The organism is Glycomyces buryatensis (assembly GCF_004912275.1).
In the GTDB taxonomy this organism is placed as follows: domain Bacteria; phylum Actinomycetota; class Actinomycetes; order Mycobacteriales; family Micromonosporaceae; genus Glycomyces; species Glycomyces buryatensis.
Genome location: NZ_STGY01000056.1, coordinates 1 through 25,612, shown reverse-complemented (window position 1 = coordinate 25,612; position 25,612 = coordinate 1). Strand labels below are relative to the sequence as shown.

The window sequence follows — 25,612 nt, the reverse complement described above, 5'->3', positions numbered from 1 at the left end:
CCGCATCGGGCCGAAGTGAGCAAAGGGGATACCACCCAGGGATTACGCCTCGCCTCGCACTGCTCCCGGGGTAGCGCTCAGACCTCCGTCAGGTAGCCCCGCAGGTGCGCGACGTTCACGGCCTCGGTCCGGTTGGCGGCCTTCAATTTCGACATCGCCCGCGACAGGTGCACGCTGACCGTCTTCTCGGAGATGAACAGCTCGGCGCCGATCTGACGGTTCGTCAATCCGCGCGCTACCAGCCGCAACACCGCCAGTTCGCGCGGGGTCAGCGGGCTGGACGTCGGCACGGCCACGTCGAGCCGGGACCGCTCGCCAAGGGCGCACAGTTCCGCGCTGAGCGGGGCGGCACCCAGCCGCATGGCGGTCGTCTTCGCCTCGCGCAGGACCTCGGCCGCCTCGGTGCGCTCGTCAGTGCTGCTACCACCGCCGCTGCCGGACAGCAGCGCCTCGGCGAGCCGCCACTGCGCATAGGCCCGCCGGTACGGTTCCCCGATTTCAGTGCCGGGCATCGCCTTCGCACCAAGGGTTTCGCCGTCGCCGAACAGGCCCGATGCGTCGATCGCCCGCTGCTTCAGAACCGAGGTTCCGTTCGTCGCCGGCCTCGAAGTCTCGTATCCGAACGCCTCGATCACGCGCCGCCACAGCACCGGGTCGCCGTCGCCGGACAGCCGCGATTCCTCCGCGTCGAGCTGCGCGATCCAGGCCAGGCCCTCCGGGCCCATCGAACCGGAGAGCGGACGCCCGCCCTTCACGAACAGCCGTGCCTGTTCGGCGAGCCGTTCCCCGGCTCCGGCAGCGTCCTTCGCGCCCTCGGCGTCGCCCTCGCGCCGCCGCAGCTGCGCCAGGTCCGCCGCCGCGCCGATGCCGACCACGCAGACGGCGACGCCCGCCAGCTGGTAGCCGTCCATGTCCTTGATCCGCTCGACCGTCCGCAGCGCGGTCGAGTAGGCCTGGGCCGGCTTCCCCCGCCAGCGGTCGAGCTCGGTCCCGGACTGGCCGGCCAGGGCCAGCACCTGCCCGTCGACCTGCCACCGGTCCGCGAGGTAGTCCAGGCGCCGGTCGGCCGCCTCGAAGCGGCCCCGGGCCACGTCCAACAGCAGCATCGCGGCCGCCAGTCGCGTGAGCACCACGCCGGGCATGACGCTGGAGGCCATCTCGCCGGCGGCGTCGGCCGCGTCCCACCGGCCGACCATGTAGTTGCAGATGACTTGGCGCACTGCGGTTTCGAGGCCGTAACCGCTCCACTTGTGCCCGGTCCGGCGGGCCATGTCCATGCCCCGGTCGAAGTGTTCGAGCGCCTCGGGGATGCGGGCGGACTCGACGTGGAACAGGCCGGACGTGAAGTGCGCCCGCAGCTCGACCTCGTGCCAGCCGGTGCCCTGCACCAGTTCCAGGACCTGGGCGTGGATGGCGATCTGCTCGTCGAGATCGCCGCCCTGGCGGTACACCACCGACGAGACCGTCAGCATGGCGTCGGCCTTCGCCGCGCGGTGCGAGGCGAGCATGGAGTCGGCCCTCGCCGCCGGGTGCGAGGCGGAACGGCCCGTCCCGGCGAGGTCGATCGCGTCGGCCGTGGCGATGGCCTGCCGAGCCCAGTCGGCGGCGGCCGGGTAGTCGCGCAGATGCGAGAAGGTGCGGGCGAGGATCGCCTGCGTCCAGGCCTTGGTCGGGTGCGGCTCGTCGTCCTTGACCAGTTCCCAAGCCTCGACGGCGATCCGATGCGCCTCGCGCTCATTGCCCTCGACGTTCAACAGGTGCTTGGCGTACTTGCGGCGCGTGGCGGCGGACTGCACGGGGCCGTCCTCCCGGTCGGCCAGCGTGACGGCCGCGCTCGAATACGCAAGGCCCCGTTTGTATTCACCGGAGGCCTCGGCCTGGGCACCGGCCATCTGCGTCAGACGCAGCTCCGAGAACCCCCCGGGCCGATCGGCTTCGGGGACGCGCTTCCACAGCAGCAGCGCGCGTTCGAGGTGGAGCAGGGACTCGGCGGGAGCGGCCAGGTCGTCGGCTTCCCATGCGGCGGTGACGGACGCGGCCAACGCGGTGGGGCAGTCACCGGCGGCGTCGGCGTGGTGGGCGAGCTCGGCGGCCGCACCCGGATGGGTGTCTGCGGCGAGAGAAGCGGCGATGCGCTCGTGGTAACGGGTCCGCTCACCCGGGAGGAGGTCGTTGTAGACGGCCTCACCGAGGAGCGCGTGCCGGAAGGCGTAGGTGCTGGCGCTCTTCTGCACGATGATGCCGTGCGAGATCGCCGCGCGCAGCGCCGTGTCGAGCTCGCGCTCGTGCTTGATGCCGGTCTCGTCCAGCAGCGACCACACAGCGGCATTGAGGCGCTTGTAAGTGAAGTGGCGGCCCATGACGGAGGCGAGCCGGATGACCTGCTGCGCGGATTCGGGGAGCCGTTCGAGCCGGGCGATGAGCACTTCGGCGAGTTCGAACGTGACGGTGTGGGTCTCGGCGGCCGCCAGTTCCTCGGCGAGGAACGCGTTGCCCTCGGAGGCGGCGGCGATCTTCGCGATCGATTCCTCGTCGAGTCCGCCATTGAGCTCGCGCACGAAGTCGGCGGCGTTGGCGGCGTTGAACGGATCGATCTGGAGGCGCTGGACGGCGGGCAGGCGCACGAGTTCGGCCAGCAGGGGCCGCAGGGGGTGGGCGCGGTGGATGGCGTCGGACCGGTAGGTGCCGAGGATGAGCACCTTCTGGCCGGAGAGGCGCGAGGTGAGGAAGGCGAGGAGGTCGCGGCTGGAGCGGTCGGCCCAGTGGAGGTCTTCGAGGGCGAGGATCAGGGTGGCGTCGGCGGCGAGGTCGACCAGCGCGGCGTGCAGGGCCTCGAACAGGCCGAGGCGGCCATGGTCCGAGTCGGGGTGCTGGGCGTGGCCGGGCACGAGGGGCCGCAGGCCGGGGTGGGCGGCGACGAGTTCGGGGCGGCGGCGGGCGAGTTCGCCGACGGCTTCGGCGAAGGGGAGGTAGGGGAGGACGGATTCGGCGGTGTCGAGGCAGTGGCCGGTGACGGCGATGACGTCCGCGCCTTCAGTGGCTCCTGAGAGGAAGTCGTGCAGGAGACGGGATTTGCCGACACCGGCGTCCCCGGACACGAGGACGGTCGCCGGGCGGCCCTCGCCTGCGGCGGCGAGGGCGTCGCCCAGCGCCCTGAGCTCTGAGTCTCGGGCGAAAAGTGGAAGGTCGGAACCTAGGCGCGGCATGTCCGCAATCATGGCACGTTCGGGTGACATGACGCTGCGCCTATTTCGCGGGCTGGAATTGCCCGGCGCCGCCCGTGGCGGCACCGGATCCCTTCTGGCCGGCGCTGCGGTGCAGCGCCTTCGCCACGCGAGCGGCGAGGGTCCGGCTCTCCTTGGCCTCGCCGCCCGAAGCGGAGTGGCCGCTGGTGGTGGCCTTCTCGCCTCGGTGCGCGGCGGCGGAGCGGGTCCGCTTGGCGTCCTTGATGAGCCGGCGGGCCTGACGCTCGCCCTCGGCTTCGGCGATGAGGTCGGTGGAGCGGGAGTGGTGCAGGTAGTGGAGTTCGAAGTCGTTCACGATGAATCCTTTGATTTGGTGTCGTTCTTGCTTGTGACACCAATTCTTCGGCTGAGGCGCCGGGATGCACATCGGTACTTCGCGTCGAGGCGGCGCTCAGGTGCCTTACTTCTGCCCGCTGCGGGCCTGAGCGCCCTTACTTCCCGCCGATTCGGCACTGAGTGCCCTTACCCGCCCTTACTCCGCGGCTCCGGCGTAAGGGCCGCGGCGGGGCCGCCCGGCGCACGCTCAGGTGCGAGCGCCGGTTGCGGAGGCCGCGCGGCGTCCGGGTCAGGAACCCGACGGCCGGCGAATCCCCTGCTGGGCCGGGAGCTCGTCCTGGCGGGCGATCCCGACGGGGCACGACAGCCCGTTGGGCCCGTGGTTGCAGTAGCCGTTCGGGTTGTGGTGCAGGTACTGCTGGTGGTAGTCCTCGGCGAGCCAGTACGCGCCGGCCGGGAGGATGTTCGTGGTGATCGGGCCGAACCCGGCCCCGCGTACGACCGGCTCGAACGCGGTCTTGCTCGTCTCGGCGGCCTCCTGCTGCTCCGACGTGGTCGTGTAGATGACCGACCGGTACTGCGTGCCGATGTCATTGCCCTGGCGCATGCCCTGCGTCGGGTCGTGGTTCTCCCAGAACACCTTGAGGAGCTGGTTGTAGCCGACCTTGTCGGGTTCGTAGACGACCCGCACGACCTCGGCGTGGCCGGTCCGGCCCGAACACACCTCGTCGTAGGTGGGGCTCTCCGTATTGCCGCCCATGTAGCCGACGGACGTCGTCCACACTCCCGGCGTCTGCCAGAACAGCCGCTCCGCGCCCCAGAAGCAGCCCATGCCGAAGTAGGCGATGGCGCTGCGCCCGTCGGGAGCGCCTTCGATGGGGTGTTTCAGAACAGGATGGGTCATCGCTGTCATGGTGTGCTCCGTTCGGTCGGCATCACGCAAGCCTGTCACGCCTGAATAACGATCGACCAGTCCCGCGCATTCCGTTAGCGTATGCGCATGGTTTCACGTATTCGACAGATCACCTTCGACGCCCGCGACTCCCACGCGCTCTCGAAATTCTGGGAGCAGGTCACCGGCTTCGCCGAGGACCCCGAATATCCGAACGGGCCCGACGAGGAGGACAACCTCCTGGTCGACCCTTCAGGGCACGTCAACCTGCTCTTCATCAACGTGCCCGAGTCGAAGCAACTTAAAAATCGAGTCCATCTCGATCTGGGCCCCGACACCACCCGCAACGAAGAGGTCGAGCGGCTCATCGGCATCGGCGCCCACCTCGTTGCCGACCACCGCACCGACGACGGCAAAGGCTGGGTCGTCCTGGCCGACCCCGAAGGCAACGAGTTCTGCATCGAACGCTCCGACGCCGAACGCAAAGACGGCTAAAGCTGTAAATGAGGGCATCAGCCTTCAAAACGGGCACCGGGGACCCCCCGAGCTCAACGATCCCCGCCAGGTACGACAACCCCGTCCCCCACGCGCACGCCAAATCCGAAACCCAACCCCCTGAAACAACCGTAGGCGCCCCGAAACCGGGACGCCTACGGGAAAGTTCGCATGGGGTGTCTTACTTCTCGACCATGGCGTCGAGGTTGCCGTCCCCGTCGGCGTCGACCGCTGCGGCGTCGAACTTGCCGTCGCCGTCGTGGTCGAGCAGGACCGAGTCGATGACCCCGTCGCCGTCCTTGTCGGTCGCGAGCATGTCCGCAACGCCGTCACCGTCGACGTCCACGTGGTACTCGACCGAGCCGTCATCGTTGCGCCGCACGCCGACCGTCTCGTCGACGCCGTCACCGGTGATGTCCATCTTGTGTACTTCGTCGAAGCCCATGAGGGATCCCCTAAGAGAAGTAGGTACGTGTTCACTGCACGATAGCGTGCCTATCCCTCGCTGACCCCATGCGCGTCGGTTAGCGTAGGGCTATGCACGAGGGCTATGGGTTTTCCACACGCGCCATCCACGCCGGGCAGGAGCCCGACCCGCTCACCGGCGCGGTCGCGGTACCGATCTACGCGACCTCCACCTACAAGCAGGACGGCGTCGGCGGCCTGCGCGGCGGCTACGAGTACTCCCGCTCCGGCAACCCCACCCGCACCGCCCTCGAAACCTGCCTCGCCTCCCTCGAAGGCGGCAACCGCGCCTTCGCATTCGCCTCCGGCCTCGCCGCCGAGGACACCGTGCTCCGCGCCCTCCTCGCCCCCGGCGACCACGTCGTCATCCCCGACGACGCCTACGGCGGCACCTTTCGCCTCTTCGACAAAGTCGCCTCCCGCTGGGGTCTGCACTACACCGCCACCCCCATCACCGACCTCGCCGCCGTCACCGCCTGCATGAGCGAGGGCACCCGCATGATCTGGGTCGAGACCCCCACCAACCCCCTGCTCAACGTCGCCGACATCGCCGGCCTCGCCGACCTCGCGCACCAACACGACTCGATCCTGGTCGTGGACAACACCTTCGCCAGCCCCTACCTCCAGCAGCCGCTCGCACTCGGCGCCGACATCGTCGTCCACTCCACCACCAAATACCTCGGCGGCCACTCCGACGTCGTCGGCGGCGCCGTCATCACCGCCACCGATGAACACGCCGAACCGATCGCCTTCCACCACAACTCCATGGGCGCCGTCGCCGGCCCCTTCGACGCCTGGCTCACCCTGCGCGGCATCAAAACCCTCGCCGCCCGCATGGACCGCCACTGCGACAACGCCGAAGCCATCGCCGAATACCTCGTCGGACACGACAAGGTCGCCGACGTCCGCTACCCCGGACTCGTCAGCCACCCCGGACACGACATCGCCGGCAAGCAGATGAAGCGCTACGGCGGCATGATCTCCTTCCGCCACAAAGACGGAGAGGAAGCCGCCGTCGCCTTCTGCGACCGCACTGAGGTCTTCACCCTCGGCGAATCGCTCGGCGGCGTCGAATCGCTCGTAGAGCACCCCGGACGCATGACCCACGCCTCCGCCGCCGGCAGCCCCCTCGAGGTCCCATCCGACCTCGTCAGGCTCTCCGTCGGCATCGAAGACCGCGATGACCTCCTGGCCGACCTGCGCCAGGCCCTCGACTGACCCGCACCGAGTCCGACGACGACCGGCACCTGAACCGACGCCGGACCCAGAACCCCATATCCCCCAATAGCCTTCGGGCGCAGCGAAAGGACGAGCAGTGAGCTGGTCGGGAAGCACCGCGCAGCAGATAGCCAAGGCGGTCAGGCGAGGCGACGCCGACGCCGCCTTCGTCGTGGACCATCACCTGCGCCACATCGAGGACCACCGCGAAACCGAAGGCGCCCTCACCAGCGTCCGCAAGGTCGAGGCCCGAGCCGAGGCCGCCGCCGTCGACGCAGTCGACCCCCAGCCCACCTCCGGCCCGGCCGGGGATGAAGCCGGGGACGTCTTCGCCCGCACGGGATCCAACGCCACCCGCGAGGCCCTACCCGCCGCGGGAGTCCCCGTCGCCGTCTGCGAGCAACTCCCCGTCACCGGACACGCCCCCAGACTCGGCTCCAACGCCGCCGTCCTACCCATCGCCGAATCCGACCACCAAGCCGTGCAACGCATCCGCGGCGCCGGCGCAGTCGTCGTCGGCCTCGGACGCTCCTCCGAACTCGGACTGTGGCCCGCCACCGAAGACGACGGCAACGTCCCGGCCAACCCCTGGCGCCCCGACCGCGGCGTCGGCGGCCCCTCGGGCGGCACCGCCCTGGCCGTCGCAACCGGCGCCGCCGCGATCGGCATCGGCCTCGACGGCCCCGGCTCCGCCGGCGGCGTCCGCACCGCGGCCGCCGCCTGCGGCATCATCGCCTACAGCCCCGACCACGTCCCCGCCGACATCGACGCCGACCCCGACCAATGGCTCAGCGGCCACGTCGGCGTCCTCGCCACCACAGTGGACGACGCCGCGCTGGCGTACGCCGCACTGACCCACCGCATCCCGCGCCAGACCGGCGACCCCGGACGGCTGCGCATCGCCGCCTCCAACTCGGCGCCCCTGCCCGCCAGGGTCGACGACGAGGCGACGAAGTCGCTGCTGAAGGCCGTGCGGGCCCTGACCGACCTGGGGCACGACACGTTCCGCTCCCGCCCCAAGTTCGGGACGCGGCTGACGTCGGCGTCGTCGGGCGCCTGGTCGTGCGCGGCCTACCTGCGCAGCCTCAAGTGCGGCCCGGACGGCTTGCAGCGCAGAACGAAGCGGCTGGTCTCGGTGGGCGAGAAGACCTACCTCAAGGGGCTCTTCGGCGGCGTCCTCGGCGACGGCCGGCGCGTGCGCGGGCACCTGGAGGACTGGTTCGACACCGAGGACTTCGACCTCCTCATCACCCCCGGAATGCCGGGACCGCCCCCGGCCGCACAGGAGTGGTCGGGACAGACCTTGCGCTCCAACGTCACCCACCTGGCCGGAAGCGCGACCTTCACGGCGCCGTTCAGCCTCGCCGGTCTCCCGGCCCTGGTGGTCCCGGTGGGGACGAGGGGTGACGGAGCCCCGGCAACGGTGCAGCTCGTTGGCCCTCCCGGATCGACCGGACGGCTCTTCGACGTCGCGGCCCAGCTGGTGGCGAAGCTCCGCCCCCGCCGCTACGCCCCGAGCCTCACCTGGGACTGACCAGGATCCGTTGAACCGCAGCAGAAAAGGCCGGGAGATTCCGCTCCCGGCCTCACACTCATCGCCCAAGACCTGGTAGCGGCGGCCCCGATCGGCCGCCGCCGCGAAATTCGGGTGCCCGCGGCCGCCTGAGCGGGGAGCATGGGCGGATGCGTCCGCTCAAGCACGGCTACACGAACCGGACCGTCGCCGATGCTCGGACCGTGGTGAAGCGTTACGAAGGCCCCGATGCCGACTCGCGCATGGAACGCGAACGGCTGATGCTGGACGGCCTTCGCGCCGCCGTACCGGTGCCGCCGGTGCTCGGGAAGCGCGGCGGCGCACTCGAACTCGGGCTCGTCGCCGGGACACCGGGCCAGGAGCTCATGGAGACCGACCGAGCGGCGGACGCGATGCGGTCGTGCGGCCGAGTGCTGCGACGCATTCACGACCAGGGCACCGACCTACTCGGATCCGATGTGGATGGACAGGTTCTTGTTCACGGGGACTTCGGCCCGAACAACCTCCTGCTCGACCCCGTCACGTGCGAGGTCACTGCGGTGGTCGACTGGGAATTCGCCCACGTCGGCGATCCGGTCGAGGACCTGGCCTGGTGCGAATGGATCGTGCGGACCCACCATCCGGATCGGATCGACACCGTTGACGGATTCTTCGCGGCCTACGCGGGGCCGGTCCCGGATTGGCCGATCCGCAAGGCCGCCATGCTCACCCGCTGCGCCCAGCTCGAAGCGTTCTGCCGCCGCCGGGACTCGGGCGGCCCCGCCGTCCGCCAGTGGCAGCGGCGCGCGGCGGCCACCGCGGCCTGGTGATCCGCCCGTCTAGGCGGCGATTTCAGTCCCGGAGCCCGGCGGCGTGGTCGATCGCGTCGGCGACCGTGTCCGCGATGTGGGTCGGCGCGTAGTCCGGCTGCGACCAGGCTCGATCCAGGTGCAGCCACACGCTGTTGATCCCGAGGCGGTGCGCGCCGAGGATGTCGGCGTCGTCGCGGTCGCCGATCATCCATGCGCCCTCGAGCGTCCCTCCGACCACGGCGGCCGCCGCCTCGAAGATCCCGGCCTCGGGCTTGCGCGAACCGACGCCCTCGCTGACCACCCACCCGTCGACCAGCTCGTGGAGCCCTGAGAACTCGATCTTCCCGGTCTGCTGCGCGACGACGCCATTGGTGACGATCACGAGCCGATGCCCCGCCTCCCGGGCGCGGGCCAGGGCCGCGACGGTGTCGGCAGTGACCCGGGCGTGCTCCCTGGCGCCGCGCCGCAGGAAGTCGATGATGCGCTCCGCTTCGAGCCCATTGCCGTAGCGTTCGACGATGGCCTGCGCGACAACGGTTCTCGGCGCGTACCCCGAGGCATCGACCTGCATGATCCAGTCGATGTCCTCCTCGGGAAGGTCGTGCCCGAGCAGGAACTCGACCGCTCCGGTCCGAAACGCCGCGTCGCGGTCGATGAGGGTGTTGTCGAGGTCGGCCATCAGCAAGGTCATGCGCGCGATTCTACGGATTCGGCACCCGCGAGGCGAGTCCTAATCCCAGGATCCGAGCCCGGGCAACGGGATCGGGTTCACCGCTCCCGCTCGTCGGCCGGCTTGGACCCGCCGAGCCGGGCGAGGACCGCGGACCATATGGCCTTCAGCCGCTCCCGCAGGAAATACACCGTACCCAGGATCACCACGACGAACGGGATCGCGATCGGCAGCGCGGTCGTGAACCCGATGACCAGGGCCAGCGCCTCGATCCCGATGATCGATGCGGCGCCCATGTACCCGAGGATCGACACGGTCTGGATGCGGTACACGAGCAGTGAGAACGCGCGCCGCAAACCACCCTTGCCCACGTCTCGGCCCGCCTGGTCGTCCGTGACGGCCTCGTCCGCGTCGTCGCTCATGCGGTCGCTGCGCTGCTAGTGAGGAAGTCGACGAGGAGTCGATTGGTGAGGTCGGCGAATTCGGCGGTCAGGAGGTGCTTGCCTCCGGGCACGGGCACGAGGCGGCTGCCGCGGATGCCCTCGGCGAGGAACCGGGCGTCGGCGACGGTGGTGACCTCGTCGTCGGTGCCGACCACGATGAGCGTTTCGGCCGTGACGTGACCGAGGGCGCCCGAGAGGTCCATCCGGCCGATGGCGTCGCAGCAGCCGGCGTAGCCCTCGGGGTCGCAGGCGTCGAAGCGCTCGCGGAAGGCCGCGACGGTCTCGGGATGGCTCCGGTGGAAGGCCGGGGAGAACCAGCGGTCCATCGCGCCCGCGCTCACGGCCTGGCATCCATTGGCGCGCACGGTGGTCGCGCGGTCCCGCCAGCTGTCGTAGGTGCCGATCCGGGTGGCGGCGGAGATGAGCGCGAGGCGTCCGACGCGGTCGGGGTAGTGCTCGGCGAGGGCCATCGCGGTAGCGCCGCCGAGGGAGACGCCGACCAAGTGGGCGTTGCGGGCACCGAGGTGGTCGAGCAGGTCGATGATGTCGCCGGCGAGGTCGTCGACGGTCCACTCCCCGGGCGGGGTGGGGGTGCGCCCGTGGCCGCGGGTGTCGAAGCGGACGACACGGAACCGCTCGGACAGCGGGCCGACCTGCGGCTCCCACATGTCGATCGTGGTGCCGAGCGAGTTGATGAGGACGACGGTCTCGCCGTCGCCATCGGTGACGTGGTGAGGAATCATTCGGTGGCCTTCCGCGGGTTCCATTGGATCGCTTGAGACTAGATTCGCAGGTCCTCCACGGCTCGCACAGTCGGCAGTGGCGAGTGCCACCGCAGCGGCCCGGCATGCACCGAAGCCCGCCTCGGAGGCGCGGGCTTCGGGCTTTCCCAGAGACCTGCCGGATCACCATGCGAACTCAACCGCCATATACCCATTCTGACCAGCAACTTCACCCCCAAATCAAGAGTGACCGGGGTCTCCAGCCCCACCATGGAGGGGCGCGTCAACACTGTGTAAACTAGTCCCGGTTCCAAGGTTTTACGACCTCTGGAACGCCAATCAAGGGGCTTTGGCGCAGTTGGTAGCGCGTTTCCATGGCATGGAAAAGGTCAGGAGTTCGAATCTCCTAAGCTCCACCAGCAAAAACGCCCGGGTGATCGCACCCGGGCGTTTCGTATTGGGGCCATATTCGGGGCCATTGGCGGGTTATTCGACCTTGATTCGCCCCTCCCCGAATGCCGTATCGAGCAATTCCGCGCCCTTGGTGATGACCGGCCGCTACTGCTTGCGGTAGACCGCCCCCATCGTCACGGACACAGCGGAAGACGCATGCTCGTCCAAGATCCTTGGAACACCTCATCATACTTCCGCCTTGTGGTGTGTCTCAGCGGAGGCCGTAGGCGCGGATCGTGGTCTGGGCGACCTCAGTGCCCGCTTCGTCGGTCGCGGTCATCCGGGTCGAGACGTACCGGGCGTACCGGGGGTGGTCGAGCTCGACGGTGGCGGTGCTCCCATCGTGATCGATGTCGACCGTCTTCCAGGTCCGTCCGTCGTTGTAGGACACTTCGAAGGTCATTTCCCGGGCCGTCACGGCCTGGCCGTCCTTGTCCGCCAGTTCGAGGGTGATCTCCTGGTCGCGGTCCTCGGTCCAGCCGCCGTCGACGCCGTCGGCGGTGAGGCCGACCGCCGGGAGGCTCAGCAGCTGGCCCTCAGGGTCGACCGCGGCCGGATCGAGGTCGAAGTTCCATTCGACAGCGGACGCGGTGGCGAACGGTCCGGTCGCGGTGCCGCGCGTCCCGTCGACGGCCAGCGTGTAGCGGCCGGCAGTGGGCTCGGCGAGATCGAAACCGAAGCCGCCGGACGGGTCGACGTCGGCGACCTGGTCGAGCTCCTGGCCGTCCAGGAACAGGGTCGCATCGCCGGTGTAACCGATGAGGTTCACGCGTTCGCCGTTGACACTGGCACCCAAGTTGGCGCCGGTCTCCATGCGGGTGATGCCGTCCTCGTTGTAGAGGAGCATCTCGCTCGCGCCCGACGTCAAGGGGCCATGCGGGAACGTCCGTTCGGTTTCGCCGGGTTCGAAGACGGTGGTGTCCGCGAGTTCGTAGAAGCCGTCGATCAGGTGGTTGTCCGCGTCGTACCGTCCGCCTTCGACCCAGTTGCTCCAACTGATCGCGGGATCGGCGGTGAAGAGTTGAAGGCGTTCGGAGGGGAACGGCGTGGGCATCAGGAGGCAGCGGGGCGGGGCGATGGGTTCGACGTGGTCGCCGCTATTGCAGGTGTAGCCGTCGACGTCTTCGCCGAAGCCGCGGTAGTCGGTCTGGACCGCCGCGAGTTCGTCGTCGGCGACGCTGAAGGCGGTGTCGTCGGGAAGGCCGCCGTGCTGGGCGAAGGTGAGGTTGTACTCGTAGGGCCCGCCTTCGGAGCCGGTCAGCGTCTGCTGGTATCGGAAGCCGAGGTCGTACCCGGGCACGTCGGTCTGCGGCATGAGGTAGCGGTTGGTGCCATCTCCCCCGGAGCTGGTGATGGAGAGGCGCGAGCCGTCGGGAGCGTTGGCGGCTACCGTCAGGGCGTCGTCGACCAGTGCCGCGTCGGGACGTTCGACCTCGACGGTGACGGGTTCGGCCTCGGCGCTGTCGAGGAGGAGGTCCATGCCCTGATCCGCGATCACGACATGGCTCATGCCGTAGGCCGACTCGCCCGGCTCGGTGCCGGTGGCGTCGCTTCCGATCGTGTAGGTGAGGAGATAGGCGCCGGGGGCGAGGTCGGCGGTGGCGATGCCGTCGGCGTCGAACTCGAGTGTCCCGTTGTGGCCGAAATCGGCGGTGTCGAACCACATGACGCCGCTGTTGTCGGGGACGCCGCCGAAGCGGTCTCTGGTGGTGACAGTGAGCGTCTGAGCGGCCTCGGTGTCGGTGTCGGCGGTCGTCGGCGGCAGGCCCGCGTACCGCTCCAGCTCGGACATCTCGACGTCGGCAGCGTCGGTATGGCCGTCGGCGATGAGCCGGGTGACGTTGTAGCGGCGGGCGTCTTCGGTGCCCGAGCGCAGTTCTTCGGCCCGATCTTGGGGGATGATGATCGTGTCGCCGCTGCCGTCCGCGGCCGGGACCGAGAGGAATTCGACGTCGTCGCGGCCCTCTGCGGGCAGGAGCCCGATCGTGCCGTCCGGCAGCATCCGGACCTGGTCGCCTGTCGGCAACTGGACCGTCTCCGCCGCCTGCTCCGAAGCGTCAAGGGTGGCAGACAGATCCGCGACCGTCTGCCCGCTTGCGGTCTCCCGTGCGGTGGCGAAACCGGCGGTCATGGCGGTGACGCCCGCCGCGACCAGCACGGCGGTGCCTCCCGCTACGAAGGCGAGTAGCCGACGACGACTCACAGCGCCGCGCGATGGCATTGGGGGCGACGAGGAGTCGTCGTTGTTCGTCATGGTGCTTGACCTTCCTGCGGTTGTGCATAGGGAGGTCCCGAGCGCAAAAGCATCGACACGACTCAGCGCAGTGAATCGACTTCCGGCCTCGATCACCCTGGGAGACTTAGGGACCAGTCAAGCACCGTTCCCGTCCCGGTACGAGGCAGAGAACCGGCGGGACACCGGCGGGAGTTTTGTGAACGATTCCGGGTCGGGCACCCGGCTGCTGCGAGCACTGGTCTCAGCAGCAGGGAGAACAGTCGGCGTCGCAATGAAAGAAGCATGGATGGTGCATGGCGGGCCCGGCGCAACGGCCCCCGCGGAACGTGCTGACCCGCTAGCGTCATCATCGCCGCACCCCCCTGGTTGCGGCGGGCCACCTCGGCCCGGTCACAGCGGCACGGCGCACCACGTCTGGCCCTGCCCTCAGGAGCGAACACTTGACCGTCCCCTCGAACCAGCCGCAAGTAGCTAGCCGATCCCGGAAGCGGCTCTTCGCCCTCCTGGCTGTCGGGCTGGGCCTTGTCGCCCTGGCCGCCGTCTACCTGGTCGTCCAGCTCATCCGTGACGACACTCCCGACATCGAAGCCGACTTCTCCAGCGCCACATGCGAGGACTTCGACCTCGCCGAATTCGAGACGTTCTCGGCGGGCGAGGTCGAACTCTCCAAAGCGGACGGCGGCAAGTTCCCCGACTCCGAGGCGCGCCAACTCTACTGCAAATACACCTCGGACTCCGGCATCACACTCACCATCGGGGCCGGCATCGGCATCACCACCGACACCGCCGATGACCCGGCGAGTGTGCTGGACGAGGGTCGTCGATTCTGGGAGATCGACCCGTCCCACACGGTCGAGGACTTCGACAACGGCGTCCTTGCCGGGTACACCCTCTCGTACGAGACGGAGCCGGGGCAGGTCTTCAATCTGCACGGGGCGGGCGACCAGTTGTTTATCGGCGTCTTCCTGCGGTCCGAGCTCGGCGAATTCGACACGGCCGACGCGCTCGACCTCGCCGAGGCGCTGGCCGGTCAAGCGTTCGAACGCTTCGAGGCGTATGCCTGACAAGGACTTGACGCTTTCCCCGGCACTGAAGTTCACCTCAGAGCCAACATTTGCGCTGCTCACACGTTCTGACGCGACAGAATCTTGAAATCAGTTATAAGGACGGATTATCGTGGCGAAGATTCAGTACCGGGGTTTCAATCCGGAACTCGACACACGGCCGGTGATGCATTCGCAGTTCCTGCGCCCCGAAGAGGAGGTCTTGTTCGCGTTCGGGACGTCGCCCACGAACACCGCCTACGATGTGCGGGGTCGGCAACGAGACGGGAACCCGAAGCGATTTGCCGTCCTGTCCGCGTTGAAGTGGATACTGCTCGCTTCGATCAGGCTGATCGTCAAGCTGGTTGAATTTTTCTTGCACCATTATGACTTCCCGGAAGAGGGCAGGGGAGTGGTGCCGGTGACGGTCTCAGGTTCGCAATCGGACTGCCGGGCCGCGTCGCTGGCCGACTCCGCGCGAACCAAGACCGGCGTCTGGGTCCTCACCGACCAGCGTTTCGCCTTCGTTGAGGTGCGAGATCAGGACCAGCGGGAGGCAGCCCCTGCATCGACCAAGGAGCACCTCGATCTGCTGAAGTTGCACCTCGGCAACCTGCCTGACGAGTGGTCCGCCGATCAGGGGGACCGGCCGCTCGGCCCGGTGAAGACCGTACCGGTATTCGAGCTGACCGCCGACAGGTACCACGACCGCGGGCGAGACCAGATGAAGCCCAAGGGATCCAAGGAGGGCGTCTTCCACCTCTTGGAGTTCCCTGACGGTTCCAGCATCGCTCTGGGCATCGACAGCCCGTTACCGCACGTCAGGAAGACCTCCTCACCTCACCACAAGTACAAGGGTCGCTGATGCGGCGCTAGCCGAGATTCAGAACCTCATCGTCCGCGTGCGTGCCGAACTCGGCGACGCGCACCTCCGCGATGTGCTCGTACCGGCTGATCCGGTCGGTCCACTCCGCGTCGACGCCGAATGCCACCTGCGCGAAGCCCACCCGCCTGACGGCCTCGGCCAGGCCCGGATCGCCAGGGGCCAGCAGCCGCACCGGCGCGTCAAGCGCAACCGTGTGCGGCGGCACGAAGTACTCGTCCGGCAGAACGGTGCGCGCATGGACGAGCGCGCCGACAGCGACAACCGAGCCGGCCCCCAACCGTGCGCACTGCAGGACCGTCGCCGCGGTCGCCACATAGACGCACCTGCCGACCTCGCAGCCCAGGAGCGTGGCATGCGGCCCCACGAAGACGTGGTCGTCGACAAGCACCGGCTGATCGCCGGCGACCGCAGACCCGCGCAACACCGCGTTCTCGCAGATCACCGCGCAAGTGCTTCTCGACCTGGATGGGCAGGAGCAGCCTCGGACCCAATCTTGCGAGGCGCATGGCGCTGATAGGGATTCCGCTTGCGCCGACTATGCGGCAGCACGTTCTCGCCGTCGTTCCTCCCGCGGCTCTTGACCCGAGGCCGCAGAGCTGCTGGAATACAGACGCATCGAAACTTTCATGGAAAGTGGCCCCATAATGACCGAAACTTTCAGAGACGTGAGAATCAAGCGGCACCGCACCGCCGACGCGACGGTCACGCTCACCCTCGACGGCGAGCCCCTCATCGGCCGCGAGGTCGAGCTGGAGCAGACGCGCCACAAGTTCCTCTTCGGGTGCACCGGCTTCGAGTTCGCCGACCTCGCCAACGGCACCTCCGCGGATCCAGAACGGGACGCGCGCAGCGCCGAGCAATGGGAGGGGCTGTTCAACTTCGCCACGCTGCCCTTCTATTGGGGCCGTTTCGAACCCGAGCGCGGTAAGCCCGACACGCAGCGGCTCCTCCAGACGGCGCGATGGTTCGCCGACCGCGGCCATCCCGTCAAGGGCCACCCGCTCGCGTGGCACACCGTCACCGCCCCATGGCTTCTCGACCTCGACAACGAGGAGATCGCCCGCGCCCAGGTCGAGCGCATCACGCGCGAGGTCGGCGACTTCGCCGGCGTCATCGATATGTGGGACGTCATCAACGAGGTCGTCATCATGCCGATCTTCGACAAGTACGACAACGGCATCACCCGCGTGTGTCGCGACATCGGCCGCATCCCGATGGTGCGCATGGTCTTCGACGCCGCCCGTGAGGCGAGTCCGAACGCGACGCTGCTGCTCAACGACTTCGACATGTCCGCGGCCTACGAATGCCTCATCGAAGGCGTCCTCGAATCCGGCATCAAGATCGACGCGCTGGGCCTGCAGAGCCACATGCATCAGGGCTACTGGGGCGAGGAGAAGACCGAGGCCGTCCTCGATCGCTTCTCGCGCTATGGCCTTCCGATCCACTTCACCGAAACCACCATCCTCTCAGGACATCCCATGCCGGCCGAGATCGTCGACCTGAACGACTACCAGATCGACTCCTGGCCCTCCACGCCCGAAGGCGAAGCCCGCCAAGCGGACGAGATCGAACGCCACTACAAGACCCTGCTCGCGCACCCCTTGGTCGAGGCGATCACCTACTGGGGCATGGGCGACGCCGGCATGTGGCTCGGCGCGCCGGGCGGTTTCGTCCGCGCCGACGGCACCCCGAAGCCCTCGTACGACCGCCTCCACCACCTCGTCAACGGCGAATGGGGCACACCGGCCACGACGATCGCGACTGACGCCGAAGGCCGCCTTCGCTTCAATGGCTTCCTGGGCGATTACCGCGTCACCTGCCAAGGCCGAAAGGCCGAGTTCCACCTCGATGAACCCGGAGAGTCCCACCTGGCGGCCGCCATCGCCTGACACGGCGCCCGCGTATGCCGAAGCGGACGCCGTGGTCAGCCGGTGTGCGCGGCGACGGGCCGGCCCGCTCGCGAAGGGATTACCAGGGGATGGGCCCGTCTTCGCTGTGGAAGGCGCCGGTGGGTCCGTCCGCGTCGAGCACGGCCAGCCGCACCACGCCCGCCGCCGCCTGCGCGGGGGTGAGGATCCCGGTGTGGCCGTTGATATCGGTGTCGACGTAGCCGGGGGCGAAGGCGTTGACGAGGATGCCCTCGGTGCGCAGTTCGTTCGCGTACTGCACGGTCACCGCATTGAGCGCGGTCTTGGACGGCGAATACGCGGCCGACGGGAGCCCCGCCAAGGGGCCGTCCGGGTCGGCGTAGAGGGTCAGCGAAGCGGCGTGGCTGGTCAGGTTGACAATGCGCGGCGCCTTCGACCGTCGCAGCAGCGGGAGCATCGCATTGGTCACCGCGATCACCCCGAAGACGTTGGTCTCGAACACTTCTCGGACCAGATCGAGATCGACCTCGCTCGGGACCCGGTCGAGGGCGTCGGCCGGTGAGGCCTGCCCGGAACCGGAGATCCCGGCATTGTTGACCAGCACGTCGAGGTGCCCGAAGCGGTCCTCGATCTGCTTCGCGGCGGCCCGGACGGTGCTCTGGTCGGTGACGTCCAGGACTAGCGCCTCAGCATCGCCCCCGGCCGACCGCACTGCGGCGGCGGCAGCTTCGCCCCGCCGCGGATCCCTGGATCCGATGAGGACGGTCATGCCCAGTGCGGCGAATTGCTCGGCGGCCGCGCGGCCGATTCCCTTGTTCGCCCCGGTGACCAGGGCGATCTTGCGGTTGGCGAGGTGCTCGCTCATGACGAATTCCTTTCGGGGAGAGACTGTCTGGCGCTATGACGTATGAGCCGGACGTTTTGTGACCGGCTGGCGGTCTCGATGGCCGCTCGTTCCCGGATTCGGCAGCGGCCCCTTGGGGTTCGAACCCCTTGACCACAAATGGACGATTGTCTATGCTTTGTCTGGCTGTGATCGTTCACAGCCGTGTCAGCGTCGCACCGCCCCCGGCACGCGGCCGACCAGCGCACGTACGGCATCTCTACCGAACGGAGGATTCACAGTGAATCCCACACCTCGTGCTGCCGCAATTTCGGCGGCCGTCTGCGCCGCCGTCCTGATTCCCGCCCTGTCCAGCGGCCCCGCATGGGCCGAGCCGAAAGTTGACTCGCAGGCGGTCGAAGGCTGCACCGGCACGGCGCCCATCGTCTGCCACTTCGACGTCGCCCCGGGCACCTACCAAGTCACCGCCGTCCTCGGCGGTGAGGACGCGGGTTCCACCGTCGTCACAGCCGAGGCCCGGCGCGCCATGCTCGGGGAGACGGCGACCGCCGCAGGGGAGCAGGTCACCGAGAGCTTCACCGTCAACGTCCGCGACCCGGAGGGCCAGCCGACCGGTGACACCGGCAGCCCCGGTCTCGACCTGTACTTCGGCGGCCAGGCGCCGCAACTGAGCGATCTCACCGTCACCGCCGGCGAGGAGCAGCAGCTCTTCCTCGCCGCCGACTCCACCGTCTGCGACCAGCATGTGCGCCCGTACACCGGTTGGGGGCAACAGATCCCGCAGTTCTTCACCCAAGACCTGTCGGTCGCGAACTACGCCGATTCAGGAGAAAGCTCCGGATCCTTCCTGGCCAACTCGCGGCTCTTCCCGACGATGCGCCCGCTCATCAACGACGGAGACGTGGTGCTCATCCAGTTCGGGCACAACGACAAGCAGACGAGCGCCCAGGACTTCCGTTCCAATCTCACCGGCCTGATCGACGGCGTCCGGGATCAAGGCGGCACGCCCGTCCTCGTCACACCGATCGTCCGCCGCTGGTTCAATGACGACGGCACGCTGAACAACGGCACCGCCCTGCACGTCAACGGGCTCGGCGTCGATCTGCCCGCCGAGATGCGGAGCCTGGCCACGGCCGAGGACGTGGACCTCATCGACCTGACCGCGCTCACCAAGCAGCAGGTGGAGGAGCTCGGTCCGGAAGGGTCCGAGGCCCTGTTCCTCACCAATGAGGCCGGCGACAACACGCACACCTCGGAGCACGGAGCGACCGAGTTCGCGCGGCTCGTGCTCGACGAACTGCGGACCCAGGAAGTGCTTCCCGCCGACCTGTTCCGCTGACTGACGAGGGCCCTGGACTGAGTTCGAGTCCGGGGCCCAACGGGCGCTTGCGGGAAATCGCCCGGGCGAGCTCAGCAGCCGGAGTCGGTTTCGGTCGGGCCCGTGAGTCCGGCGAGGGCTCGCATGGGGGCGGTGAAGGCGTCGCAGCACAGGGAGTAGACATTGCTGCGGCCCTTGGGAGTGACCGAGACCAGGCCGAGTTCTCGCAGCGGGGCGAGGTGGTGGGAGACGAGGGTTTGAGCGAGGCCGGTGGCCTCGGTGAGTTCGCGGACGGTGCGGGAGCGCTCGGACAGGAGCAGGACGATCGCCAGCCGGTTCTCGTCGGCGAGGGCCTTGAACTGGGGGGCCAGGCCTCGGGCGCGGTCGATCAGGTCTTCGTCGGGCTCGGCGGCGGCCGGCTTCGGCGTGATCTCGATCGTGCGCGTCATGAGTCAAGTAAACCACAGAACTTGCTATCAACAGCAATCGCTGATATTAATTACTTCAGTTGATGCGACCGCGAGGAACGCGATCGCAACCCTGGAGTCCGGAGGGCATCATGTCGAACCCAATTCGCCGCCAAGTCAAGACGGTTGCCGTCATCGGTGCCGGGCCCGTGGGTCTGGCCGCCGCGGCTCACCTGGTCGAACGCGGCATCACCCCGATCGTGCTCGAAGCGGGGACGCGGGCCGGTGACTCAATCGGGCAGTGGGGGCACATCCGGCTGTTCTCCCCGTGGCGCTACGACATCGACTCCGCCGCACGGCGTTTGCTGCAACCCACCGGTTGGACCGAGCCCGAACCTGACGGCCTGCCGACCGGGGCCGAACTGGTGGCCCAGTACCTCGAGCCCCTCGCCGGGCTCCTGAGCGACCATCTGCGCCTAGGCACCCGCGTCACCGGAGTGGCGAGACTGGGCGCGGACAAGACCCGCACGCTCGGCCGGGACGGCCGGTCCTACCTGCTGCGCACCGTGAATGAGCGGGGAGAATGGTCCGATGTAGTCGCGGACGCGGTCATCGACGCCTCCGGTGTGTGGGGACGGCTGAACCCGCTCGGCGCGCACGGCCTGGCCGCCCCCGGCGAGGAATCGGGCGCGCCGTGGCAGGTCGGCCCGCTGCCAGATGTGCTCGGGGCAGAACGAGATCGCTTCGCGGGCAAGCGGACTCTCGTGGTCGGCGCCGGGCATTCCGCCGCGAACACCCTGCTGCTATTGGCTGAACTGGCGGAGACGGAGCCGAACACCGCGGTGACCTGGGCGATCCGGGGTCGCAGTGCGGAAAAGGTCTACGGTGGCGGGTCGGCGGACGCGCTCCCGGCGCGCGGCACGATCGGTACCCGGCTCAAGGCGCTGGTCGAGTCCGGCGCGGTCGAGTTGGTAACCGGTTTTGCGGTCGACGCATTCATAACCGGCCCAGCCGGGTCAGTGACGGTGCAGGGCAAGACCGGGAGCCTCGCCGTCGAGCTGGAGGTCGACAATGTCGCGGCCGCCACCGGGTTCCGGCCCGACCTGGAGATCCTGCGCGAACTCCGCCTCGATCTCGACGCGGCCGTCGAGGCCCCGGCGAAGCTCGCCCCGCTCATCGACCCGAACTTCCACTCCTGCGGGACCGTCCCCGCGCACGGCGAATCCGATCTGGCCCACCCCGACGAGGGCTTCTACATCGCCGGGATCAAGAGTTACGGCCGTGCGCCGACGTTCCTGCTCGCGACCGGCTACGAACAGGTCCGCTCCATCGCCGCCGCCCTGGCCGGGGACCGCGAGGCGGCCGACAAGGTCGAGCTCGACCTGCCCGAGACCGGGGTCTGCTCCTCCAGTCGGGCCCTGGACGCCACGACCATTGCCGATGCGACCGAGGACGCGGGTTGCTGCGGCACCGGCGCCGCGGCCGGCACCGACGCCGAGACCGGTTGCGGCACCGAAGCGTCGGGCTGCGGAACCACCGAGCCCGAACCGGTCGCGGTTCCCGCACGCGGCCTGTCCACAGGAGTGCTCCATGGACGTGCGGGCGAACGCGTCGAGCTGCCCCAGCTGCAGTCCGGCGGCTGCTGCGGCTGACCACCGCCCCGGACGGTACGACGGGCCGGCCGGGCCCGAATCGAGCCGCTTTCGGAGTGGTCAGGAATCAAGAAGCGCAGGCAGCGGTGGTCGAAATAGCGTTGTCTATATGAACAGCGCGGGAGGAAAAAGCCTCCCGGACCACCGAAGGGACCTGCCATGACCGCCATCGAAACCGTCATCATCGAAACCCCCGACACCGCGGCCGCCGAGGCCTTCTACGCCGCCGCTTTCGGGCTCGGCGACGAGCTCGGCTTCCGCGCCTCCGAGGCCCCGACCTCCGGATTCCGCGGGTTTACGATGTCGCTCATCGTCTCGCAGCCGAGCACCGTCGACAGCCTCCACTCCACCGCCCTCGAAGCGGGCGCCACCGAGATCAAGCCAGCCACGAAGAGTTTCTGGGGCTACGGCAGCGCCCTCCAGGCCCCGGACGGGACCATCTGGACGATCGCCAGCTCCTCGAAGAAGGACACCGGCCTCGCCACCCGGGAGATCGACGACATCGTGATCCTGCTCGGCGTCGACGACGTCGCCGCCACCAAGAAGTTCTATGTCGGCAAGGGACTGGAGGTCTCGAAGAGCTTCGGCAGCAAGTACGTCGAGTTCGCCACTGCGGACAAGCACATCAAGCTCTCCCTCTACGGACGCAAGGCCGCCGCCAAGAACGCCGGGGTCTCCCCCGACGGCTCCGGCTCGCACCGCATCGTTATCCGCGGCGATGCCGGGACCTTCACCGACCCGGACGGATTCGTCTGGGAAGCCGCCTGACGTGTTCAGCCGCCGGGGCAGCGGGTGTCGCCGCCGGAGCGTTCGATGCAGACCGTCGGTTGCGCCGGGTCGGTCGGTTCGTCGATCGGCGCGGGCCGGAACAGGTCCTGCGCCCAGACCTGTCCAACTCAGTCGCTTTCCTCTAAATGGCAAGGCCTCTCAACGGCACGGCCTCTAGACGGGAGGTGAACTCTCGATCGCGTCGCACTCGCCCGCAACCCACCCGGGCCGGTGGACGTAAGTAGGTCGAAGCCACGATGAAGGGAACCGTTTTGTCGCGCAAACGAACCGCCCGAATAGCACTGCTGGCCCTCGCGACCGCCTCGGCCACGGCCGGCTGCTCCCTGTTCGGGGGCGAGGAGGAGCTCGACTTCTCCGCGAACGAAGACCGCCTGACGGACATGTACAACGAGTCGGTCCGTCTCACCAATGAGCTGGACGCCGCCGGGGACCGGATCGTGCAGACCTGCCTGGAGGACCGCGGCTTCACCGTCCACTCCCCGGACGAGTTCACGGACACCACCAGCGACGAGCGGGATTCGTTCCTCTCGCAGCCGCCGTACGACAGCTGGCTCCTGACCGCCGACGACGCGGCCGTTCGCGGATTCTGGCAGTGGACGAGCGCGGAAGGCGCCGAGGAGTTCTTCAGCGACGAGCTGTGGGACCTGCACGACCAGGACATCGTCGCGGGGCTGGAGGACGACGGAATGGGGTGGATGGCCGAGGAGTTCCTGGGGGAGGCGGACGAGCCCGATTCCGAGTTCTTCGCCTTGAGCGCGGAGGACCAGTTCGCCTGGTACACGGCCTATATGGGCGAGGAATGGGCGACCGAGCACCGGGGCGAGCTGATCGGCGTCGAGCACTCCGAAGACGACTACACGAATCCTCCGCTCGGCGGCTGCGAGCTGGAGATGATCGAGGCGGTCTACGGCGGGGTGACGGCCTCGGAGAACGACGAGGAGGGTTGGACCGAGTGGACCGCCCGGCCGCCCGCTCCCGTGGGCGACTTCGAGGAGATCGAAGCCCGCTACCTGGACGGTATCGCGGACGCCGAACCGGACTACCTCGACTGCCTGGACGGACGCGGTTGGGGCCGTTGGGAATTCGCGGTCGGCAGACTGGCCGTCAATGAGTATCTCGAAGCGGCCGGCTGGGGTTCGGCAGTGGCATCCATCGCGTACGGGGAGGGCACCTGGGCCGACCCGCCCGAGGACGTGCCCGCCGCCGACGATCTGGAAGGCTGGTTCGCCTTCGAGACCGACATGGCCCTCAACTTCTCCGAATGCGGCGACGAGACTGGTTACCGCGATGCCGCCGAGCACGCGTGGCAGCAGGCGCAGCTGGGCTACTACGTCGACATCGAGGACGAGACGTACGCCTGGCAGGAGGAGATGAAGGGCTACCTGGAGACCGCCCAGGATCTCATGTGATCCTTGGTGCCGGGCCGTCTGACCGCGAAGTCACATTGGAGCGCCCGCAGACGCGCCCGGTATCGCCGCCTGACCTCGGAGGAGACCCGATGACGAACCCGACGCCGCTGCCGGCGGCCGAGCACCCGATCATCCCCGGGTTTTACCCGGACCCCACGATCTGCCGGGTCGGCGACGACTACTACCTGGCGAACTCCAGCTTCGAATACTTCCCGGGCGCGCCGATCTTCCACAGCCGCGACCTGTTGTCGTGGAAGCAGATCGGGAACATCCTCGACCGGCGCTCGCAGTTCCTGCGGAACAACTGGTGGCACTCGGGCGGAATCTACGGCTCCACCCTGCGCCACCACGATGGACGCTTCTACTTCGTGACCACCAATGTGGGCGAGGCCGGGCAGCTCATCGTCACCGCCGAGGACCCATCCGGGCCCTGGAGCGACCCGGTCATCGTGCCGGGAGCCGCCGGCATCGACCCCGACCTGTGCTGGGACGAGAGCGGCCAGTGCTACCTGACGTGGAAGGGCTTCAACGACGGGAACGACGGGATCTTCCAGGCCCGCCTGGACCTGGAGACCGGCGAGTTCAAGGGCGAGGCGTATCCGGTGTGGCAGGGCCTGGGCCTGGCCGCTCCCGAAGCGCCGCACCTGTACCGGATCGGCGAGTACTGGTATCTGATGCTGGCCGAGGGCGGGACCGAACGCGGCCACACCGTCACCATCGCGCGCGGCGAACGGCCCGAAGGACCGTTCGAGCCGTGCCCGGACAACCCCGTGTTCTCCCACCGCAGCACCGCGAAGCCGGTCCAGAACACCGGCCACGCCGACCTCGTCCAGTCCCCGGACGGCACCTGGGCCGCCGTGTACCTGGCGGTCCGTCCGGGAGGATTCACGCCCCAGTTCCACGTGCTCGGCCGCGAGACGTTCCTAGCCGGCATCGAATGGGTGGACGGCTGGCCGGTCTTCGACGAGGACCGCTTCCAGATCCCCGCGACCGATACCGCCTTCACCGACGACTTCACCGGCGTCGGCCTCGACCAGCGGTGGGTCGCACCGGGCTCAGAGCCCGAGGCCGTCGTGGTGGGGCACCCCGATGGCGGTGTGGCCCTTCAGGAAGGGGCGGGGCCGCTGTGCGCGCGCATCCGCGACCTGCGGTGGGGCGCCGAAGCGGTCTTCTCCGGATCGGGGCGCCTCGGCGTCCTCATGGACGACCGCCACGTCTACGGGCTGAATTACGCGGAGGGGCAGGTCAGCGCCGTCGTCGTCATCGGCGGCCTGCGCCACGAACTCGGCTCCGTTCCCTGCCCGGGCGAGGACGTGGTGCTGCGAATCGACGCCGTCGATCCCCGGACCGAGGGCGCCTCTCCGGTGACCATCGGACCCGACGACATCGTCCTGTCCTTCGACGCGGGCGACGGCCCGCGCGAACTCGGCCGCTTCGACGGCCGCTACCTCTCCACCGAGGTCACCACCGGCTTCACCGGACGGATGCTCGCGGTGGAGGCGGCGGGGCCGGGAAGCCGTTTGCAGAAGGTGGAGTACCGGCCGAGCTGAGTCGTGCGGGCGGTGAAACCTGACCGGAGGGCCCGGTCCGGTGGTTCGCCGTGCCTTCCGGTCAGAGGTCGTCGGGGAGCAGCCGGAACGCCTTGAACTGGGTCAGTGGCGTGATCGCCCGGAAGTCACGACGGTCGAGGGTGAGGATCGCGTCAGTCTCGTACTCGGCCTACCCCTCCCAGACAGCGTCGTTCGCTTCCTGGTCGCTCTCATCGCGAATCCGCCTGTACGTCTTCCTGAAAAACGACTCGTCCCAGATCCGGCTCGACATGGCGGCTCGATGGATCGCATCGCGGATGATCTCCGCCTCCGACACGCCGTACCGCTGCGCGGCTTCCTTGATGATCGCGAGGTCTTCCTCGTCCGCGTAGACCATGGTGCGCTTCTTAGGGTCCTTCTGGGAATT

At 68.5% G+C, this 25,612-nt stretch carries 24 protein-coding genes, 1 tRNA gene and 1 pseudogene; 13 read left to right on the top strand and 13 right to left on the bottom strand.

The window, feature by feature from the left end:
* Nucleotides 1-77: 77 nt before the first annotated feature.
* The 3 genes from FAB82_RS14590 to msrA form a co-directional block, all read right to left on the bottom strand.
* A complete protein-coding gene (locus tag FAB82_RS14590; protein ID WP_136535272.1) occupies nt 78-3,236 on the bottom strand; it encodes a helix-turn-helix transcriptional regulator in 3,159 nt (1,052 codons plus the stop codon).
* Between the two features lie 10 nt (nt 3,237-3,246).
* Complete coding sequence (locus tag FAB82_RS14585) at nt 3,247-3,540, bottom strand: hypothetical protein (RefSeq protein WP_136535271.1); 294 nt, start codon at nt 3,538-3,540, stop codon at nt 3,247-3,249.
* Between the two features lie 270 nt (nt 3,541-3,810).
* A complete protein-coding gene (gene msrA / locus FAB82_RS14580) occupies nt 3,811-4,434 on the bottom strand; it encodes a peptide-methionine (S)-S-oxide reductase MsrA (RefSeq protein ID WP_136535270.1) in 624 nt (207 codons plus the stop codon).
* A gap of 87 nt (nt 4,435-4,521) precedes the next feature.
* Between msrA and FAB82_RS27155 the strand changes: the two genes are divergently transcribed.
* Nucleotides 4,522-4,908, top strand: coding sequence for a VOC family protein (locus FAB82_RS27155; RefSeq protein ID WP_168801603.1), 387 nt, complete (start codon nt 4,522-4,524; stop codon nt 4,906-4,908).
* 181 nt (nt 4,909-5,089) lie between these two features.
* Here the strand turns inward: FAB82_RS27155 and FAB82_RS14570 are convergent, their stop codons facing one another.
* Nucleotides 5,090-5,353: a hypothetical protein gene (locus FAB82_RS14570; RefSeq protein ID WP_136535268.1), complete on the bottom strand. Its 264-nt coding sequence runs from the start codon at nt 5,351-5,353 to the stop codon at nt 5,090-5,092.
* Nucleotides 5,354-5,445: 92 nt separating this feature from the next.
* Here FAB82_RS14570 and FAB82_RS14565 point away from each other — a divergent pair, with 92 nt between their 5' ends.
* From FAB82_RS14565 to FAB82_RS14555, 3 genes are all read left to right on the top strand, one after another.
* The gene (locus tag FAB82_RS14565; RefSeq protein WP_136535267.1) at nt 5,446-6,591 is read left to right on the top strand and encodes a cystathionine gamma-synthase; all 1,146 of its coding nucleotides are present in this window, start codon (nt 5,446-5,448) and stop codon (nt 6,589-6,591) included.
* A gap of 97 nt (nt 6,592-6,688) precedes the next feature.
* Complete coding sequence (locus FAB82_RS14560) at nt 6,689-8,125, top strand: amidase family protein (protein ID WP_136535266.1); 1,437 nt, start codon at nt 6,689-6,691, stop codon at nt 8,123-8,125.
* Between the two features lie 149 nt (nt 8,126-8,274).
* The gene (locus tag FAB82_RS14555; RefSeq protein ID WP_136535265.1) at nt 8,275-8,934 is read left to right on the top strand and encodes a phosphotransferase family protein; all 660 of its coding nucleotides are present in this window, start codon (nt 8,275-8,277) and stop codon (nt 8,932-8,934) included.
* 22 nt (nt 8,935-8,956) lie between these two features.
* Here FAB82_RS14555 and FAB82_RS14550 read toward each other — a convergent pair whose 3' ends face one another.
* The 3 genes from FAB82_RS14550 to pcaD form a co-directional block, all read right to left on the bottom strand.
* Complete coding sequence (locus FAB82_RS14550) at nt 8,957-9,607, bottom strand: HAD family hydrolase (protein WP_136535264.1); 651 nt, start codon at nt 9,605-9,607, stop codon at nt 8,957-8,959.
* 77 nt (nt 9,608-9,684) lie between these two features.
* Nucleotides 9,685-10,008 (bottom strand): hypothetical protein, encoded by a 324-nt coding sequence (locus FAB82_RS14545; protein WP_136535263.1) that lies wholly within the window; start codon nt 10,006-10,008, stop codon nt 9,685-9,687.
* Nucleotides 10,005-10,772: a 3-oxoadipate enol-lactonase gene (gene pcaD / locus FAB82_RS14540; RefSeq protein ID WP_168801602.1), complete on the bottom strand. Its 768-nt coding sequence runs from the start codon at nt 10,770-10,772 to the stop codon at nt 10,005-10,007. The genes FAB82_RS14545 and pcaD overlap by 4 nt, the downstream gene beginning before the upstream one ends.
* Nucleotides 10,773-11,094: 322 nt before the next feature.
* Here pcaD and FAB82_RS14535 point away from each other — a divergent pair.
* Nucleotides 11,095-11,170 (top strand) — tRNA-Ala (locus tag FAB82_RS14535).
* A 245-nt stretch (nt 11,171-11,415) separates the two neighbouring features.
* On the opposite strand, the gene FAB82_RS14530 is transcribed toward FAB82_RS14535, so the two are convergent.
* Entirely contained in the window at nt 11,416-13,458 is a 2,043-nt protein-coding gene (locus FAB82_RS14530) for a discoidin domain-containing protein (RefSeq protein ID WP_136535261.1), read from the bottom strand.
* Between the two features lie 422 nt (nt 13,459-13,880).
* Here FAB82_RS14530 and FAB82_RS14525 point away from each other — a divergent pair, with 422 nt between their 5' ends.
* Together FAB82_RS14525 and FAB82_RS14520 are read left to right on the top strand one after the other, a co-directional pair.
* Nucleotides 13,881-14,504: a hypothetical protein gene (locus FAB82_RS14525; protein WP_136535260.1), complete on the top strand. Its 624-nt coding sequence runs from the start codon at nt 13,881-13,883 to the stop codon at nt 14,502-14,504.
* Nucleotides 14,505-14,706: 202 nt separating this feature from the next.
* Complete coding sequence (locus FAB82_RS14520; protein WP_136535259.1) at nt 14,707-15,348, top strand: hypothetical protein; 642 nt, start codon at nt 14,707-14,709, stop codon at nt 15,346-15,348.
* A 7-nt stretch (nt 15,349-15,355) separates the two neighbouring features.
* Here the strand turns inward: FAB82_RS14520 and FAB82_RS14515 are convergent, their stop codons facing one another.
* A complete protein-coding gene (locus FAB82_RS14515; protein WP_211116605.1) occupies nt 15,356-15,811 on the bottom strand; it encodes a hypothetical protein in 456 nt (151 codons plus the stop codon).
* A gap of 229 nt (nt 15,812-16,040) precedes the next feature.
* On the opposite strand from FAB82_RS14515, the gene FAB82_RS14510 reads away from it, so the two are divergent.
* Entirely contained in the window at nt 16,041-17,258 is a 1,218-nt protein-coding gene (locus FAB82_RS14510) for an endo-1,4-beta-xylanase (protein ID WP_425461587.1), read from the top strand.
* A gap of 79 nt (nt 17,259-17,337) precedes the next feature.
* Here the strand turns inward: FAB82_RS14510 and FAB82_RS14505 are convergent, their stop codons facing one another.
* A complete protein-coding gene (locus FAB82_RS14505; RefSeq protein WP_136535257.1) occupies nt 17,338-18,102 on the bottom strand; it encodes an SDR family oxidoreductase in 765 nt (254 codons plus the stop codon).
* A gap of 259 nt (nt 18,103-18,361) precedes the next feature.
* Here FAB82_RS14505 and FAB82_RS14500 point away from each other — a divergent pair, with 259 nt between their 5' ends.
* Nucleotides 18,362-19,420, top strand: a complete 1,059-nt coding sequence (locus tag FAB82_RS14500) for a rhamnogalacturonan acetylesterase (protein ID WP_211116603.1) — start codon at nt 18,362-18,364, stop codon at nt 19,418-19,420.
* Between the two features lie 71 nt (nt 19,421-19,491).
* Here the strand turns inward: FAB82_RS14500 and FAB82_RS14495 are convergent, their stop codons facing one another.
* Entirely contained in the window at nt 19,492-19,848 is a 357-nt protein-coding gene (locus FAB82_RS14495; RefSeq protein ID WP_136535256.1) for an ArsR/SmtB family transcription factor, read from the bottom strand.
* Nucleotides 19,849-19,958: 110 nt separating this feature from the next.
* Between FAB82_RS14495 and FAB82_RS14490 the strand changes: the two genes are divergently transcribed.
* The 4 genes from FAB82_RS14490 to FAB82_RS14475 all read left to right on the top strand — a co-directional run bounded on the left by FAB82_RS14490 (nt 19,959) and on the right by FAB82_RS14475 (nt 25,206).
* Nucleotides 19,959-21,458 carry an FAD-dependent oxidoreductase gene (locus FAB82_RS14490; protein WP_136535255.1) on the top strand — a complete coding sequence of 500 codons (1,500 nt, stop codon included), beginning with the start codon at nt 19,959-19,961 and terminating at the stop codon, nt 21,456-21,458.
* Between the two features lie 159 nt (nt 21,459-21,617).
* Complete coding sequence (locus tag FAB82_RS14485; RefSeq protein WP_136535254.1) at nt 21,618-22,226, top strand: VOC family protein; 609 nt, start codon at nt 21,618-21,620, stop codon at nt 22,224-22,226.
* A gap of 272 nt (nt 22,227-22,498) precedes the next feature.
* Nucleotides 22,499-23,656, top strand: coding sequence for a hypothetical protein (locus tag FAB82_RS14480; RefSeq protein WP_136535253.1), 1,158 nt, complete (start codon nt 22,499-22,501; stop codon nt 23,654-23,656).
* Nucleotides 23,657-23,745: 89 nt separating this feature from the next.
* Complete coding sequence (locus FAB82_RS14475; RefSeq protein WP_136535252.1) at nt 23,746-25,206, top strand: glycoside hydrolase family 43 protein; 1,461 nt, start codon at nt 23,746-23,748, stop codon at nt 25,204-25,206.
* A gap of 61 nt (nt 25,207-25,267) precedes the next feature.
* Here the strand turns inward: FAB82_RS14475 and FAB82_RS28610 are convergent.
* Both FAB82_RS28610 and FAB82_RS14465 read right to left on the bottom strand, forming a co-directional pair.
* Nucleotides 25,268-25,375, bottom strand: a pseudogene (locus FAB82_RS28610) (VapC toxin family PIN domain ribonuclease); the annotation flags it as partial.
* Nucleotides 25,376-25,582 carry a ribbon-helix-helix protein, CopG family gene (locus FAB82_RS14465; RefSeq protein ID WP_136535251.1) on the bottom strand — a complete coding sequence of 69 codons (207 nt, stop codon included), beginning with the start codon at nt 25,580-25,582 and terminating at the stop codon, nt 25,376-25,378.
* Nucleotides 25,583-25,612: the final 30 nt, after the last annotated feature.

Coding starts and splice junctions, on each gene's coding strand:
- FAB82_RS14465 (WP_136535251.1), bottom strand. CDS start 25,582: ATGGTCTACGCGGACGAGGAAGACCTCGCGATCATCAAGGAAGCCGCG.
- FAB82_RS14475 (WP_136535252.1), top strand. CDS start 23,746: ATGACGAACCCGACGCCGCTGCCGGCGGCCGAGCACCCGATCATCCCC.
- FAB82_RS14495 (WP_136535256.1), bottom strand. CDS start 19,848: ATGACGCGCACGATCGAGATCACGCCGAAGCCGGCCGCCGCCGAGCCC.
- FAB82_RS14485 (WP_136535254.1), top strand. CDS start 21,618: ATGACCGCCATCGAAACCGTCATCATCGAAACCCCCGACACCGCGGCC.
- FAB82_RS14490 (WP_136535255.1), top strand. CDS start 19,959: ATGTCGAACCCAATTCGCCGCCAAGTCAAGACGGTTGCCGTCATCGGT.
- pcaD (WP_168801602.1), bottom strand. CDS start 10,772: ATGATTCCTCACCACGTCACCGATGGCGACGGCGAGACCGTCGTCCTC.
- FAB82_RS14570 (WP_136535268.1), bottom strand. CDS start 5,353: ATGGGCTTCGACGAAGTACACAAGATGGACATCACCGGTGACGGCGTC.
- FAB82_RS14550 (WP_136535264.1), bottom strand. CDS start 9,607: ATGACCTTGCTGATGGCCGACCTCGACAACACCCTCATCGACCGCGAC.
- FAB82_RS14505 (WP_136535257.1), bottom strand. CDS start 18,102: ATGAGCGAGCACCTCGCCAACCGCAAGATCGCCCTGGTCACCGGGGCG.
- FAB82_RS14565 (WP_136535267.1), top strand. CDS start 5,446: ATGCACGAGGGCTATGGGTTTTCCACACGCGCCATCCACGCCGGGCAG.
- FAB82_RS14555 (WP_136535265.1), top strand. CDS start 8,275: ATGCGTCCGCTCAAGCACGGCTACACGAACCGGACCGTCGCCGATGCT.
- FAB82_RS14530 (WP_136535261.1), bottom strand. CDS start 13,458: ATGACGAACAACGACGACTCCTCGTCGCCCCCAATGCCATCGCGCGGC.
- FAB82_RS14590 (WP_136535272.1), bottom strand. CDS start 3,236: ATGTCACCCGAACGTGCCATGATTGCGGACATGCCGCGCCTAGGTTCC.
- msrA (WP_136535270.1), bottom strand. CDS start 4,434: ATGACAGCGATGACCCATCCTGTTCTGAAACACCCCATCGAAGGCGCT.
- FAB82_RS27155 (WP_168801603.1), top strand. CDS start 4,522: ATGGTTTCACGTATTCGACAGATCACCTTCGACGCCCGCGACTCCCAC.
- FAB82_RS14545 (WP_136535263.1), bottom strand. CDS start 10,008: ATGAGCGACGACGCGGACGAGGCCGTCACGGACGACCAGGCGGGCCGA.